We start from the raw sequence: 13,864 nt of genomic DNA on the forward strand, positions 1-13,864 counted from the left end.
CAATTTAACATGTAAAAAAATGTCTCATATTGGTGCGTATTGCTCGTTAACCGTGCAGTCCTTGCTTTGTTTTGCTGCGTTTTGTTGCCCGTGCTATTGTATCTTTCGACCACAATAATGCATTTCAGGGAACCCTTTTCCATGCAGCCTGACTCCACTGCGAGTAGTCGCCGGATCGCCCGGCAAATACTCGACCTGATATCTGAAGCAAGATTCGATCCAGGTTATCATTTACGTGAACAACATCTTGCCGATGCATTGGGTGTTTCGCGCACGCCGGTGCGGGCCGGACTAAAAGAATTGACCCGTCTGGGGGCGGTTGAAGCGCGTCCTAATCAGGGTTTTTTCTTGCTCAAACGTAGCGATGAGCTAGATCAGTTGGAAATTGAGCAATCCAAGAGCAATGACCAGAAGCTGTATGAGCAACTGGTGCATGACCGTATTGCGGGCGTGCTGCCAGAGTCGTTTACCCAGACCGAGATCAGCCAGCGCTACGATGTGGATCGCGGCGTGCTGACTCGCACGCTGGTGAAGCTATCGGAGGATGGTCTGATTGCCCGTAATGCGGGGCACGGCTGGCGCTTCCTGCAAACCCTAAACTCCGATGTGGCGCTGCGTAACAGCTACGGTTTTCGCCTGATGATTGAACCGGCGGCACTATTGACGCCCAACCTGCATGTAGACAGGCAGATGCTTAAGCGCCTGCGCGCCCAGCATCTGCGGCTCATCGCCCATCCGGACATTACGCGGGTTCCGGCAAAAGAGATTTTCGAAACCGACGCGGCCTTCCACGAGTTACTGGCAGACGCCAGCGGTAACCTGTTTGTATTGCAGGCTATTCAGCAGCAAAATCGACTGCGCCGTCTACTGGAGTTTGGTAGCTATCACAATAAGCGTCGGGTAAAAGAGTGGTGTGAAGAGCATGTCGCTATCATCGATGCCCTGCGAGAAAATAAGCAGGAACAGGCGGCGGAATTGATGAGAACACATCTGCAATGCGCGTTTAACCAGGTCAATGTTAAAAACGCCCGCCGATAGCTGGCATCGTTCTTGCACATATTGCTTCTGAAAATACAATCAGGAGCGCTTATGGATTTTCAGATACAACAACGTGTGGCACTGGTCTGCGGTGCCGGTAGTGGTCTAGGGCAGGCGATTGCCCTTTCGCTGGCGCAGGAAGGGGTGAAGGTGGCGGTCACGGGCCGCAACGCGGAAAAACTGGCGCACACGGTGGAACGCATCACCCAACTGGGTGGCTCAGCCCACGCCTGGCAACTCGACCTGGCAGCCCCAGAGCAGTTTGATAACGTGATTAATGCTATTCGCCAGCACTGGGGCGACATCGATATTTTGGTGAACAATTCCGGTGGCCCACCGCCTGCCACGGCACAGGGAACGGATATCGCCCTCTGGCAACAGCAATTTTCCGTGATGGTCGCCTCGTTGATTCACCTCACCGATAAACTGCTGCCCGCTATGCGCCGCCGTGGTTGGGGACGCATTATCACCACCACGTCATCTGGCGTGATCGCGCCCATTCCTAATCTGGCGCTGTCGAATGCGCTGCGCATGAGCCTGCTCGGCTGGTCAAAAACCCTGGCCAGCGAAGTGGCAGCCGACGGCGTGACGGTGAATGTGATGGTGCCGGGGCGCATCGCTACGGAGCGCGTCGGTCACTTGGATGCTCTCAAGGCGGAACGGGAAAACAGCAGTGCGGAAGCGGTCGCTGAAAAGAGTCGTCAGAGCATTCCGGCCGGGCGCTATGGTGAACCGCAGGAGTACGGCGCCGTCGCTGCATTTTTGGCAAGCCAGCCGGCCAGCTATATTACCGGCGCGGTAATCAGAGTGGATGGCGGATTGATAAACGCTATCTAGCCACGAGTATGGCTGCGTTGACGCGGTCAATACTGGTGCGGCTCGCCGATATTGCGTCATTCACGCGGCGGTTATCGGACGGCAGGTTTCTTTTTTACTTACGGTAATAGCCCACACTGGCACCGTTGCTGGTAGCTCTGTTCGAACGTTTGCATGCCCGCAGCCGCGCCGGTCTGAATCAGGGCGGGAAGTTGATGCGTTTTCCCCTCTCGAATCAAGTTGCTGACGGCCACCGTTGTCGTCAGCACTTCATAAAGTGCGATTCGGCCGCCCTGCGCCATCGGCAAGAGTTTTTGCGTGACCACTGCCTGTAAGCCGGAGGCCAACTGGCTGCGAACATAGCCTTTTTCTTCACCGGGGAAAACGTCAATCAGGCGGTCGATCGCCTGCGCTGCGCTGCGGGTATGCAGCGTCGATAGCACTAAGTGGCCCGTCTCCGCCGCCGTTAATGCTAACCGGATCGTTTCCTTATCACGCAGTTCACCTAACAGAATGACATCAGGATCTTCCCTTAGTGCCGCCCGTAGCGCCTGTGCAAACGATACGCTGTGCGTACCCATCTCGCGCTGCTGAATCAGGCAGCGTCGACTCTCATGCATAAACTCGATCGGATCCTCCAGCGTGATCACATGGCGATCGTGACTGTCGTTTAACGCTCCGATCATGGCCGCCAGCGTTGTGGATTTACCACTCCCCGTCGCACCGGTAATCAAAATCAAGCCGTTCGGTTTCTCCAATAGCGATGACAGAACCCGTGGCGCATGCAGCGCATCCAGTGACGGTTGAACGGACGGAATGATGCGCAGCGCCGCGGACAGCCCTTCCCGCTGGCGAAATACATTCACCCGCAACCGTTGCCCATCGGGCAGCATCAGTGCGCCATCAACCTGACCAGACTGCCGCAGTTGTTCCCTCTGCGTCGGTTCGAGCCAGGCGTGACACCATTGTGTCACCTGTTCCGACGTTAAACGTGGTAAGGTATTTTCCGGCTGTAGCCGCCCATCGACACGTATCACTGGCGGGTGACCGCTACAAAGGTGCAGATCCGAGGCATTATGCTTTACACTACGGGCCACCCATTCATCCAACTCCATAGATTAACCTCCTGAATAACCATGACGACAATCCAGCAGAATCTACAGGACATTCGACAACAAATCGCTACCGCCGCAGCACATTGCGCGCGGGCACCAGAAGACATTAGGCTACTTGCAGTCAGTAAAACCAAACCGGTGAGCGCGATCGAAGAAGCCATCGCGGCAGGGCAACGTGCGTTCGGCGAGAATTATGTTCAGGAAGGCGTGGAGAAGATCCATTATTTCCGGGCGCATCACCCGGATATGCGGTTGGAATGGCACTTTATCGGCCCATTACAGTCGAATAAAAGTCGTCTGGTGGCGGAAAACTTTGACTGGTTCCACACCGTAGATCGCCTGCGTATTGCCCAGCGTTTGAGCGAGCAGCGCCCGCCCCACTTGTCGCCCTTGAATGTGCTATTGCAAATTAATATCAGCAACGAAGCGAGTAAATCAGGCATTAAGGCTGAAGAACTCTCGGAACTGGCCGCCAGCGTCGCCGTCTTGCCCAATTTACGCCTGCGCGGATTAATGGCTATTCCTGCGCCGGAAACCGACTTTGCACAGCAGCTTGCGGTTTTCAGAAAAATGGCGGCATTGTTCCAAACACTGTCCGCAACTTATCCGCATATTGATACACTCTCTATGGGGATGACGGACGACATGCGCGCGGCGATTACCGCAGGTAGTACACTGGTACGTATCGGTACGGCAATCTTCGGCGCGCGGGACTATGCGGCAAACGCGTCTCAATAATCCGTGAATAGGTAAAACAGCACAGTACTCAGTGAGCGGTGCCACATATTTGATAACCCGATGAGCAACGAGGATGCAGATGCAGCAACGTAAAATAGCGTTTATTGGTGCCGGAAACATGGCCCAGGCCATTATCGCCGGATTAGTTAACGGCGGTTACCCCGCTACCCACATTAGCGTCTGCGCGCCTTCAAATAAAAACCGTGATGCGCTGGCTGCACAATACGGCGTGATCGGCAGCGCGGACAATGTCCGCAACGCGCAGGAAGCTGATGTTATTGTTTTAGCCGTAAAACCCCAGATGATGGCAACGGTTTGCGCGCCCCTCCGTGAGCACGTCGACTTCTCCGGTAAACTGGTGCTGTCGATTGCCGCGGGCGTTAACATCGCGCGTTTTCAGGCGCTGCTAGGCGAACCGCTCAATATCGTACGCATTATGCCCAACACACCTTCCCTGGTGGGAAAAGGCATGAGCGGCCTGTATGCTCCGCCGTCCGTCAGCCAGGCAGATAAAGATTTCACCGCTCAGTTAATGCAGAGCGTAGGTAAAACTTGCTGGGTGGAAAGCGAATCCGGGATTAATAATGTGATTGCGGCGGCAGGCAGTGCACCGGCCTATTTCTTCCTGTTCATGGAAGCCATGCAGCAAGAAGCGATTCGTCAGGGAGTTGATGAGGCAACGGCGCGCCTGCTGGTGCAACAGGCCGCGTCGGGCGCTGCCGCGTTGGTGGAGGCCAATCCCGGTACGCCGCTGTCGACCCTGCGAGAAAATGTCACGTCCAAAGGCGGCACCACGGCGGAAGCGCTGCGGGTATTTAATGAACGTCAGTTGACGCAAACCGTAGCCGAAGCCATGCAGGCAGCGATTACCCGCGCACAGGAAATGGAAACGCTTTTTTAACGCACTCAGGTTCACCTTTTTATCATATAAGGAAAAGACGTACTTATGCTCACCCTGACTTTTCTGGTCAAAACGCTGATCGACCTCTACGTAATGGTGCTGCTGCTACGTATCTGGATGCAGTGGTCTCGCAGTGATTTCTATAATCCGCTGTCGCAGTTCGTGGTCAAGATCACCCAGCCGATTGTGGGGCCATTGCGCCGCATTCTGCCCTCGCTAGGGCCGATTGACAGCGCGTCGCTGTTGCTGGCCTTTATCCTCACCACGATTAAATACCCGTTACTGTTGTTGATTCAGGTGGGTGCGATTTCCCTGAGCCCGATGAACCTGCTAGTCGGTTTCATTTCGCTGATTAAATCCGCCGGCTATTTAGTCTTCTGGGTCATCATCATCCGCTCCATCATGAGCTGGGTTAGTCAGGGCCGTAGCCCCATCGAATATCTGCTGCATCAGTTGACCGAACCGCTCATGGCGCCGATCCGTCGTATTATTCCGGTGATGGGCGGGATTGATTTTTCGGCGATGGCCGTCATCCTGATTCTGTATATGCTCAACTATTTGGGCATGGATCTGTTTCCGGGGCTATGGTTCCTGCTGTGAGTGCCATTACCCGCCACGGCGACGCGCTGGTGATTCGGCTGTATATTCAGCCGAAGGCCAGCCGGGATCAGATCGTGGGCCTGCATGGCGACGAGCTAAAAGTCGCCATTACCGCTCCGCCGGTGGACGGTCAGGCTAATGCCCATCTGACCAAATTTCTCGCTAAACAGTTTCGGGTCGCCAAAAGCCTGGTCGTGATTGAAAAAGGCGAACTCGGACGGCATAAGCAGATTAGAATCACCCATCCGCAACACATCCCGGCTGACGTCGCGGACCTCATTGAATAAACACGCAGGATATGACGATGCAAAAAGTGGTTTTGGCTACCGGAAACCCCGGTAAAGTGCGTGAGCTCGCCAGCTTGCTGGCCGATTTCGGTCTGGATATTGTGGCGCAGACCGAACTGGGCGTGGATTCTGCCGACGAAACCGGCCTGACCTTCATCGAAAACGCCATCCTGAAAGCCCGCCATGCGGCGCAAATCACCGGGCTACCGGCAATAGCCGATGATTCTGGTCTGGCTGTCGATGCGCTGGACGGCGCGCCGGGCATTTATTCCGCACGCTACGCGGGCGCGGATGCCAGCGACCAGCAAAATCTGGATAAGCTGTTGCAGACTCTAAAAGACATACCGGATGAACAACGCCGTGCCAGCTTCCACTGCGTTCTGGTGTATCTGCGCCATGCGCAAGACCCAACGCCGATTGTCTGCCACGGTAGCTGGCAGGGCGTGCTGACGCATGAAGCAGCGGGCAGCGGCGGCTTCGGCTATGATCCTATCTTCTTCGTGCCTGAGCTGGGTAAAACGGCGGCAGAACTAACGCGAGAAGAGAAGAACGCGCACTCCCATCGCGGTCGGGCGCTACGTTTGCTGCTGGACGCGCTACGCAATGCTTAAGCTGCCCCCGCTCAGCCTGTACATCCATATTCCGTGGTGCGTACAGAAATGTCCGTACTGCGATTTTAACTCTCACGCGCTAAAAGGCGACGTGCCGCATCAGGAATATGTCGATCATCTATTGGCGGATCTGGATGCCGATTTACCGCTGGCGAGCGATCGTGCCCTGCACTCGATCTTTATCGGTGGCGGCACGCCCAGCCTGTTGAGCGCGGAAGCCATGCAGGCGCTGCTCGACGGCGTTCGGGCAAGAATTCCGCTAACGCCGGATGCCGAAATGACGATGGAAGCCAATCCCGGTACGGTTGAAGCCGATCGTTTCAGCGGCTATCAACGTGCAGGCATTAACCGTATATCCATCGGCGTGCAGAGTTTCGATCCACAAAAGCTGACGCGTTTAGGACGGATTCACGGCCTGGACGAGGCCAGACGCGCGGCACAGTTGGCCAGCGGACTACAATTGCGCAGTTTTAATCTGGACTTGATGCACGGTCTGCCGGATCAATCGCTGGACAACGCGCTGGATGATTTGCGCCAGGCCATTGCGCTCGATCCACCGCATTTATCGTGGTATCAGCTCACCATCGAACCCAATACGCTGTTTAGTTCACGTCCGCCGACGCTGCCGGATGACGACGCGCTGTGGGACATCTACGAGCAGGGCCACGCGCTACTGAGCGCCGCCGGTTACCAGCAATACGAAACCTCCGCCTATGCCAAACCGGGCTATCAGTGTCAGCACAACCTGAATTACTGGCGCTTCGGCGATTATCTGGGGATTGGCTGCGGGGCGCACGGCAAGCTGACCTTTCGTGACGGCCGCATCCTACGCACGGTGAAAGTCCGCCATCCGCGCGGCTATATGCGCGGCACCTATCTGGATAGACAGCACAACGTTGCTAACCACGATCGGCCTTTTGAGTTCTTCATGAACCGCTTTCGTCTGCTGGAAGCCGCGCCACGCGCGGATTTCACGGCGTACACCGGTCTGGAAGAACACGGCATCCGTCCGCAGTTAGATCAGGCGCTGGCGCAAGGCTATCTGACGGAAACCGCTACGCACTGGCAAATCACCGAACACGGGAAACTGTTTCTCAATTCCCTGCTGGAGCTGTTTCTGGCGGAAGAAGCATAATCATTCTGTGGGCGGGTTTATCACAGAAAACCTGCCCATTACGTCCCACCCTATCTCTCCTTTTGCAACGCTTACAGCGCTTATGTCGAGCCGCATCCCTTTTCCATCACGCGCCGTTTGCCCGCGGCGTGAAAATCCTTTTTCCTTGTGCGGAACGACGATGTCATCGTTAAGTACGCCACAGGCTTCTTTCTGATAAGAACAAATCTTACATCTGAGTACCGAAGGCATGAGCGGGGGGCGGAAGTTGGCTTCACCGCTCCGCGTTCAGTCTCGGCAGCGGATTAGCCATCCGTTGAACGTGTTACGTCTTCCCATTGTTCTATTTCCTTACCTAATTCCGTGAGCTTTTGCCGTACTAAACTTAATGCATCACTGCCTAACAATAAATGCTTTGGTGGGTTTTGACTCTCAATCATTGCCAACATGGCGTGTGCGGCCTTAACGGGATCGCCGAGTTGCTTACCGCTTTTTTCTTCACGAGCCTGACGAATCGGCTCAAATAAAGCGTCGTAGTCTGGAATGCTGCGAGCGCTGCGTACCATCGATCGTCCGGCCCAGTCGGTGCGAAACGAGCCTGGTGCTACGGCGGTCACGTGGATGTTGAACGGGGCAAGTTCTTTGCTTAACGTTTCTGATATCCCTTCCAGTGCAAATTTGCTGCCGCAGTAATAGCTGATACCCGGCATGGTAATGAAACCGCCCATCGAGGTAATATTAATAATATGACCGTGACGACGCTGGCGCATACCCGGTAGCACGGCTTTGATCATCGCCACTGCGCCAAACACATTGACGTCAAACTGGCGGCGCATCTCTGCGAGCGAGGATTCTTCCATTATGCCTTCATGGCCGTAACCGGCATTGTTCACCAGCACATCAACCGGACCGACGGTAGACTCAATCTCCGCAACCACCTCATTAATATGCTCAAAGTCCGTGATATCAAGCAGGCGACCGAAAGCCCGTTGCGCATTAAGTGCCTCGAAAGCCTGCAGTGCTTCGCGGTTGCGCACGGTACCAATGACCCGATGGCCTGTGGCGAGAGCTTCCTGTGCCAGTGCGCGACCAAAGCCGCTGCTGACGCCGGTGATTAAAATCGTTTTTGCAGATGTCATAAAAAGAACTCCATTGAACAGTGAGGTTGCATGGTATTCTATGAACCGCCACATTTTTAGGCCGAATCTTCTCTTTTTATTGCCTGATTTTATGAGGTACTGTGATGTCCGAGATGATTAACTTAGTTAAAGCACTTGCGGTGCAGGAGGGATACAACCTTACTGCGTTGCCTGATGTGCGCATTTTGCGATCCGATCGTCCCCTTGCCAAAACGCCTGTGCTTTATGATCCAGGGATTGTAATTGTCTGTCAGGGCAGCAAACGTGGCTATTTTGGTCAGCAGACCTATTTATATGATGAACAGCACTACCTGGCGGTCTCGGTGCCGGTGCCGTTTGTGATGGAAACCGATGCGTCCGCAGAACATCCGTTGCTGGCGATTTATATGCATCTGGATTTTCAGTTGGCCGCTGAACTGATGTTGCAGATTGAACAGCACGGCAACCGACATCCTCCTGCCGCGCCGCAAAGTATGATGTCGAGCCCAATGGACGACGCGATAAAAACGACCGTACTACGCTTGCTCGAAGTCCTGAATAATCCGCTTGAAGCGGCGATCCTCGGTCCTGCGCGGGTGCGTGAGCTTTATTTCCGCGTATTAACGGGCGCACAGGGCAATGCAATGCGCGCCGCGCTGACCTTGCGGGGGCAGTTTGGCAAAATCGGCAAAGTGCTACAGCGCATCCATGCCACTTACGCTGAGCCGTTAACGCTGAAGCAACTTGCGATGGAATCCGGAATGAGTGTGCCGACGTTTCACAGCCATTTTAAGGCGATAACCCAGATGCCGCCGATGCAATATGTCAAATCGGTACGTCTGCACCAGGCGCGGATGCTGATGGTGCGTCAGCAGACCACTGCCGCCGCCGCGAGTTATGCCGTCGGCTATGAAAGTCCGTCGCAATTTAATCGCGAGTTCAAACGCCTGTTTGGTTTGCCACCCGCAGAGGAGGTGAAACGAATGCAGCGTGACTTCGCCGTTCCGCCTGCGCAGCAAGCGTCGCTATTTGTTTCATCACATTGATGTACAGAAACTGGGTAGCAAAATTTCTCAAGCAGCCGGCTAACTCATCACAAAGCAACAAAAAACCGGCTAAATTTGCGCAGTAGCATCTATTCCTTGCGATGCACACGCAATCCCCCCTCAGCGCGTCAACAGCATATCAATATGCGGAATGCCATCTTCGTCGTATTCCTCGCCGGTCGCCACAAAATCGAACGCGCCATAGAACGCCTGTAAATGCGCCTGAGCCGACAAAAAACGCGGCTTTTGCGGCCAGTGGCGGGCGCAGGCGATGAGCGCGTGTTCCATCAGGTGATGCCCCAGATGTTGCCCTCTGACAGGAGGCGCAACGATCACGCGGCCAATCGTTACGACATCATGGTGCGGGCGAGGCGCGAGTAGGCGGGCGTACGCGACCAGTTTGCCATCCTGATAGGCAGCAATATGGCGATTACCCTCCACCAAATCACGGCCATCAATATCCAGATAAGGGCACTTTTGCTCAACCACAAAGACCTGAGCGCGTAGCGACAATATGTCATGCAGTGAATACACATTAAGATCTGCCACATCCCAGTCATGCCATATCAGACTCATCATTCCCCAGCCCTATTCGTTTATACTTTTCCCGTCGCATTGGCGCGGCGCTGAGTCCAAAGCAGCCAACCCCACAGTAGCGCAATCGCCAACGCAAACAACGCGCCAAAACCGATACCAATGCCGATCACCGAGACGCCCAGCTTCACGACCAGAGAATACAGCCCCAGCATTAACAGCATCGCGCCGTTCTCGCCCAGATTCTGCACCGCAATCGCATTCCCGGCACCGACACTGGCTTTCCCGCGTTCCTGTAACAGCGCATTCAGCGGAACGATGAAAAAACCGCCGAGGGCACCAAGCAGAACCAGCAGACAATAGGCGCCGATCAGATTATGTTGAAGCGTGAAAATCACCACCACCACACCGATCAAAAAACCGGCGGGCAAACAACGCCGCACGCTATCGAGCGTCACCAGCCGCCCGGCGGCACCCGCGCCCACTACGATGCCCACGGCCACCATCGCGTTAAGCAATGTCGGCGTCGCATTGTCCGTAATCCCCAGCGCCTGCGGCACCCACAGCACCAGTAGAAAACGCAGCGTCACGCCCGCGCCCCAGAACAGGCTGGTGCCAACCAGCGAGAGTCGGGCATCGCCATCGCGCCATAGCACCCGACAGGCGGAAAAGAAGCTGCCCGCCATCAGCGCCGGATGCCACGGCTGCCCCGGACGTGCCGCGCTCAGGCGCGGGATTAGCAGGTTCGCCCCCAGCGCGATGCCGTAAGCCACCGCGCAAACCAACAGCGCCCCATAGATGTTCCAGTCTGCCAGTACGCCACCCGCGACTGAACCGGTCAGAATGGCGGCGATGGTCGATGCCTCCATCAGTCCATTGGCTTTGACAAGTTGATCGCCGCGGGTAATCTCCCCCAAAATGCCGTACTTGGCGGGAGAATAGGCTGCGGCGCCCATTCCTACCAGCGTGTACCCCATAAACGGATTTCCGCCCAGGCAAATCACTAGCGCCCCCGCGAGTTTCAACGTATTGGCGAACATCATCACCCGCCCTTTGGCGAAGCTATCCGCAATTTGCCCGACAAACGGCGCCAGAATGATATATGCCGCCACGAACCCCATCTGTAAAACGGGTTGGCTCCAGTCGGGATACACCAGTTGTTTGATGAGCGCTAACGTGGCAAACAGCAGCGCATTATCGCCAAACGCGGAGAAGAACTGCGCGATGATGACCGCGCTCATACTGCGCGAGAGCAACGGCGTGGTAGGTTCGGTCTGTGAGGTCATGCGCTCGGCTCCGATACGTGGGCGGTAGGCTGCTCCGCCATCTGGCGCAGCGTAACAAAGTCAGGCTTGCCGCTGCCGAGTAACGGTAAGGCTTTCACATGGCGAATATCACGCGGCACCGCCAGTTCCGGCATGCCGCTCCGCCTGGCCTCAGCCAGCAACTTATCGCGGGTTAGCTGGCCGTCGGTGGTAAACAGCACTAAGGCTTCGCCCTTGCTGGCATCGCTTTTGGCGCTGGAGGCGTGCTGCGCCTGCGGCGAAACCTTCACCGCCAACTGTTCCACCGTTTCGAGCGAAACCATCTCCCCAGCCAGCTTGGCAAAACGTTTAACGCGGCCAATGATGGTACAAAACCCGTTGTCATCCAGTTCGACAATGTCGCCGGTGTCATACCAACCGGGTTGTAATTCCCCCTGCGCGTTTTCTGCCGCTGGCGCTTCCAGCACGCCGGGGTTTTCTACCCGCAAGTAGCCTTTCATGATATTCGGCCCACGCAGTTGCAGGCGTCCCCCGTGCGTAATGCCCGGCACGGCGATCAGCCGCGATTCTATTTCCGGCAACAACTGACCGACCGAATGGATTTTCGTCGCCATCGGCACGTTGATCGCCACCACGGGGGCACACTCGGTCACGCCATAGCCTTCGAGGATACGAATGCCAAATTTATCCTGCCAGATCTGACGCGTCGCCTCAGACAGTTTCTCCGCCCCGGCCACCACATAGCGCAATCGAGCGAAATCATACGGGTGCGCAAAGCGCGCGTAGTTGCCTAAAAACGTCGAGGTGCCAAACAGCACGGTGCAGTTTTGGTCGTAAACCAACTCCGGCACGATGCGATAATGTAGCGGACTGGGGTAAAGGAATACACGAGCGCCGGTCATCAGTGGCGTGATCAGCCCAACCGTCAGACCGAAGGCATGAAACAAGGGTAGCGCGGACATAAAACGATCGCGCGGCGTAAAATCCGCTACGGTGCGAATTTGCTCGACATTCGCCAGCAGGCTGTCATGGGAATGCACCACGCCTTTCGGATGCCCCTCAGAACCGGAGGTAAAGAGGATGATAGCGGCATCATCAGGCTTCTGCGGCAGCATCGCGCGGGCTGGAAACAGGAGATGAAACAGGATCCACAGCTTATCCGCCAGCGTCACGGTATCTTTCAGATCTTCGAGATAGACCCAGTTAGCCTCGCTCACCTGTTTTGGCAAATCGGTCAATTTACCCTTTTCAAGGAACTGACGGGATGTCACGATCGTTTTAATCCCTGCCGCTTTCATTGCGCTTTGTAAGCCTTTCGCGCCTGCGGTGTAGTTCAGCATGGCGGGAACGCGGTTACGCAGCGAGGCGCCCAGAATGGACGCCGCGGTAATCGTAGCATTGGGCAAAAGCATGCCGACATGTTCATCGGCACGGGTAAAACGCTGCAAAATGCGCGACACGCCGAGCGATTTTTTCAATAAGCCTTGATAGCTGTCTTCGTTGAATGAAACATCGGCAATGCTGGCAGAATGCCGCCCGTAGCGGGCTCTCGCCGCCAGAAATGCCTGATACAACGTATGTGACGGACGGGTATCCATCCGCGCCTTCATCATTATCTGGCGTAACCGCTCGCCGGCCAGCTCCCGCCGCGCTCTGGCGCTGTCGGCTTGTGGCATCGGCAACGTCGTCGGGGGCAAAAAAGCGATGGATATCGGGGGAAAACAGCGACGTTTAACGATGCCCGCCAGCCGACCAAATAGCGTAAATTCCGCGCCGTCAATGCGCACCGGGATAATCGTCGCCCCGGATTTCGCCGCGACAAACGCCGCGCCGCTGTAAATCTTCATCAGCGATCCGGTGACGCTGATACGCCCTTCCGGAAACACCACGACAGGCTGACCCCGCTCGATCATTTTAATCAACGCTTTAATCGCCAAAGGCTTGGTGGGATCCAACGGTACAAAATCGATATAGGGTTTCAACCAGCGCATAAACCAGCGATCGGAAATGGACGAGTACACGGCGAACACCGGTTTTATCGGCAAGAACAATGCCAGCAAGACGCCATCCAGAAAAGAAACATGGTTGGGCGTGATGAGTAATTTAGCGTGTTGAAACTGGCTTCTGTCGCCTTCAATCCGGATGCGGTACAGATGCTGGAACACCCAACGTAACAGGGTATAAATCATGTCTTCTCCCAATGACAGATAAACGAGCAACCTGCAACGCGCAGAATGCCCTAGCGATACGCCAAAATACTATATACACATCAGACTTCAAGTGACCATAAAACAGCATAGCGTAAAGCATCACTTCGGCACCATCACCAGCATAACCGTCGGAGGAGAAAACAGATGAACGCGGAAAATTGGCAAAAAAAAACCTACGCATCCGCGTAGGTTGGTGTAATCAAATGGTTTCAATGCACAGAGCACATCGATACATCACCAATCAATACCTCTGGGACTACCTACTCTAGAGATCGCCACTTATCTTCTCCAGCGATGAATCGAAAGAGTTATGCTATAAATGCAACTAACTGTAAATTTCTAGTTGATCCTGTAAGTTGAACGCCTCATTAAGATTATTTCACCGCATCATTATCGTGATTTCCCCTTAAATATTCTTTTTCACTCCATTCCCTGTTTTTCGCCTTTTCATGGGTCGATCACATATCCTGA

The 13,864-nt window shown here is 55.1% G+C and carries 14 protein-coding genes; 9 read left to right on the forward strand and 5 right to left on the reverse strand.

Features of this window, described 5'->3' with window-relative positions; genetic code table 11:
* Positions 1-141 precede the first annotated feature (141 nt).
* Positions 142-1,038, forward strand: coding sequence for a GntR family transcriptional regulator (locus tag RFN81_RS14110; protein WP_264496423.1), 897 nt, complete (start codon positions 142-144; stop codon positions 1,036-1,038).
* A 51-nt stretch (positions 1,039-1,089) separates the two neighbouring features.
* Positions 1,090-1,875: an SDR family oxidoreductase gene (locus RFN81_RS14115; RefSeq protein WP_264496424.1), complete on the forward strand. Its 786-nt coding sequence runs from the start codon at positions 1,090-1,092 to the stop codon at positions 1,873-1,875.
* Positions 1,876-1,973: 98 nt separating this feature from the next.
* Here the strand turns inward: RFN81_RS14115 and RFN81_RS14120 are convergent, their stop codons facing one another.
* Entirely contained in the window at positions 1,974-2,969 is a 996-nt protein-coding gene (locus tag RFN81_RS14120) for a type IV pilus twitching motility protein PilT (RefSeq protein WP_264496425.1), read from the reverse strand.
* Positions 2,970-2,990: 21 nt separating this feature from the next.
* Between RFN81_RS14120 and RFN81_RS14125 the strand changes: the two genes are divergently transcribed.
* From RFN81_RS14125 to hemW, 6 genes are all read left to right on the forward strand, one after another.
* A complete protein-coding gene (locus RFN81_RS14125) occupies positions 2,991-3,707 on the forward strand; it encodes a YggS family pyridoxal phosphate-dependent enzyme (RefSeq protein WP_264496426.1) in 717 nt (238 codons plus the stop codon).
* 79 nt (positions 3,708-3,786) lie between these two features.
* Positions 3,787-4,608 carry a pyrroline-5-carboxylate reductase gene (gene proC / locus RFN81_RS14130; protein ID WP_264496427.1) on the forward strand — a complete coding sequence of 274 codons (822 nt, stop codon included), beginning with the start codon at positions 3,787-3,789 and terminating at the stop codon, positions 4,606-4,608.
* Positions 4,609-4,653: 45 nt separating this feature from the next.
* Complete coding sequence (locus RFN81_RS14135) at positions 4,654-5,208, forward strand: YggT family protein (RefSeq protein WP_264496428.1); 555 nt, start codon at positions 4,654-4,656, stop codon at positions 5,206-5,208.
* On the forward strand, positions 5,205-5,495 hold the full coding sequence (yggU, locus tag RFN81_RS14140; RefSeq protein WP_264496429.1) for a DUF167 family protein YggU: 291 nt from the start codon (positions 5,205-5,207) through the stop codon (positions 5,493-5,495). The genes RFN81_RS14135 and yggU overlap by 4 nt, the downstream gene beginning before the upstream one ends.
* A 17-nt stretch (positions 5,496-5,512) precedes the next feature.
* A complete protein-coding gene (locus tag RFN81_RS14145; RefSeq protein ID WP_264496430.1) occupies positions 5,513-6,106 on the forward strand; it encodes an XTP/dITP diphosphatase in 594 nt (197 codons plus the stop codon).
* Entirely contained in the window at positions 6,099-7,241 is a 1,143-nt protein-coding gene (gene hemW, locus RFN81_RS14150) for a radical SAM family heme chaperone HemW (protein WP_264496431.1), read from the forward strand. The genes RFN81_RS14145 and hemW overlap by 8 nt, the downstream gene beginning before the upstream one ends.
* Positions 7,242-7,525: 284 nt before the next feature.
* Here the strand turns inward: hemW and RFN81_RS14155 are convergent, their stop codons facing one another.
* Entirely contained in the window at positions 7,526-8,359 is an 834-nt protein-coding gene (locus RFN81_RS14155; RefSeq protein ID WP_264496432.1) for an oxidoreductase, read from the reverse strand.
* Positions 8,360-8,463: 104 nt separating this feature from the next.
* On the opposite strand from RFN81_RS14155, the gene RFN81_RS14160 reads away from it, so the two are divergent.
* Entirely contained in the window at positions 8,464-9,384 is a 921-nt protein-coding gene (locus RFN81_RS14160; protein ID WP_264496433.1) for an AraC family transcriptional regulator, read from the forward strand.
* Between the two features lie 120 nt (positions 9,385-9,504).
* Here RFN81_RS14160 and RFN81_RS14165 read toward each other — a convergent pair whose 3' ends face one another.
* From RFN81_RS14165 to aas, 3 genes are read right to left on the reverse strand one after another with little or no spacing between them, the layout of a single operon-like run.
* Positions 9,505-9,960 (reverse strand): GNAT family N-acetyltransferase, encoded by a 456-nt coding sequence (locus RFN81_RS14165; protein ID WP_264498988.1) that lies wholly within the window; start codon positions 9,958-9,960, stop codon positions 9,505-9,507.
* Positions 9,961-9,980: 20 nt separating this feature from the next.
* The gene (gene lplT / locus RFN81_RS14170) at positions 9,981-11,204 is read right to left on the reverse strand and encodes a lysophospholipid transporter LplT (protein WP_264496434.1); all 1,224 of its coding nucleotides are present in this window, start codon (positions 11,202-11,204) and stop codon (positions 9,981-9,983) included.
* Complete coding sequence (gene aas, locus RFN81_RS14175) at positions 11,201-13,372, reverse strand: bifunctional acyl-ACP--phospholipid O-acyltransferase/long-chain-fatty-acid--ACP ligase (protein ID WP_264496435.1); 2,172 nt, start codon at positions 13,370-13,372, stop codon at positions 11,201-11,203. The genes lplT and aas overlap by 4 nt, the downstream gene beginning before the upstream one ends.
* Positions 13,373-13,864: the final 492 nt, after the last annotated feature.

It is taken from the genome of Pectobacterium cacticida (genome assembly GCF_036885195.1).
GTDB lineage: Bacteria > Pseudomonadota > Gammaproteobacteria > Enterobacterales > Enterobacteriaceae > Pectobacterium > Pectobacterium cacticida.

Bases quoted from the DNA above. Each gene is read 5' to 3' on its own strand.
- aas (WP_264496435.1), bottom strand. From the start codon at position 13,372: ATGATTTATACCCTGTTACGTTGGGTGTTCCAGCATCTGTACCGCATC.
- RFN81_RS14165 (WP_264498988.1), bottom strand. From the start codon at position 9,960: ATGAGTCTGATATGGCATGACTGGGATGTGGCAGATCTTAATGTGTAT.
- RFN81_RS14115 (WP_264496424.1), top strand. From the start codon at position 1,090: ATGGATTTTCAGATACAACAACGTGTGGCACTGGTCTGCGGTGCCGGT.
- RFN81_RS14120 (WP_264496425.1), bottom strand. From the start codon at position 2,969: ATGGAGTTGGATGAATGGGTGGCCCGTAGTGTAAAGCATAATGCCTCG.
- RFN81_RS14135 (WP_264496428.1), top strand. From the start codon at position 4,654: ATGCTCACCCTGACTTTTCTGGTCAAAACGCTGATCGACCTCTACGTA.
- RFN81_RS14155 (WP_264496432.1), bottom strand. From the start codon at position 8,359: ATGACATCTGCAAAAACGATTTTAATCACCGGCGTCAGCAGCGGCTTT.
- lplT (WP_264496434.1), bottom strand. From the start codon at position 11,204: ATGACCTCACAGACCGAACCTACCACGCCGTTGCTCTCGCGCAGTATG.
- proC (WP_264496427.1), top strand. From the start codon at position 3,787: ATGCAGCAACGTAAAATAGCGTTTATTGGTGCCGGAAACATGGCCCAG.
- RFN81_RS14110 (WP_264496423.1), top strand. From the start codon at position 142: ATGCAGCCTGACTCCACTGCGAGTAGTCGCCGGATCGCCCGGCAAATA.
- hemW (WP_264496431.1), top strand. From the start codon at position 6,099: ATGCTTAAGCTGCCCCCGCTCAGCCTGTACATCCATATTCCGTGGTGC.
- RFN81_RS14145 (WP_264496430.1), top strand. From the start codon at position 5,513: ATGCAAAAAGTGGTTTTGGCTACCGGAAACCCCGGTAAAGTGCGTGAG.
- RFN81_RS14160 (WP_264496433.1), top strand. From the start codon at position 8,464: ATGTCCGAGATGATTAACTTAGTTAAAGCACTTGCGGTGCAGGAGGGA.
- RFN81_RS14125 (WP_264496426.1), top strand. From the start codon at position 2,991: ATGACGACAATCCAGCAGAATCTACAGGACATTCGACAACAAATCGCT.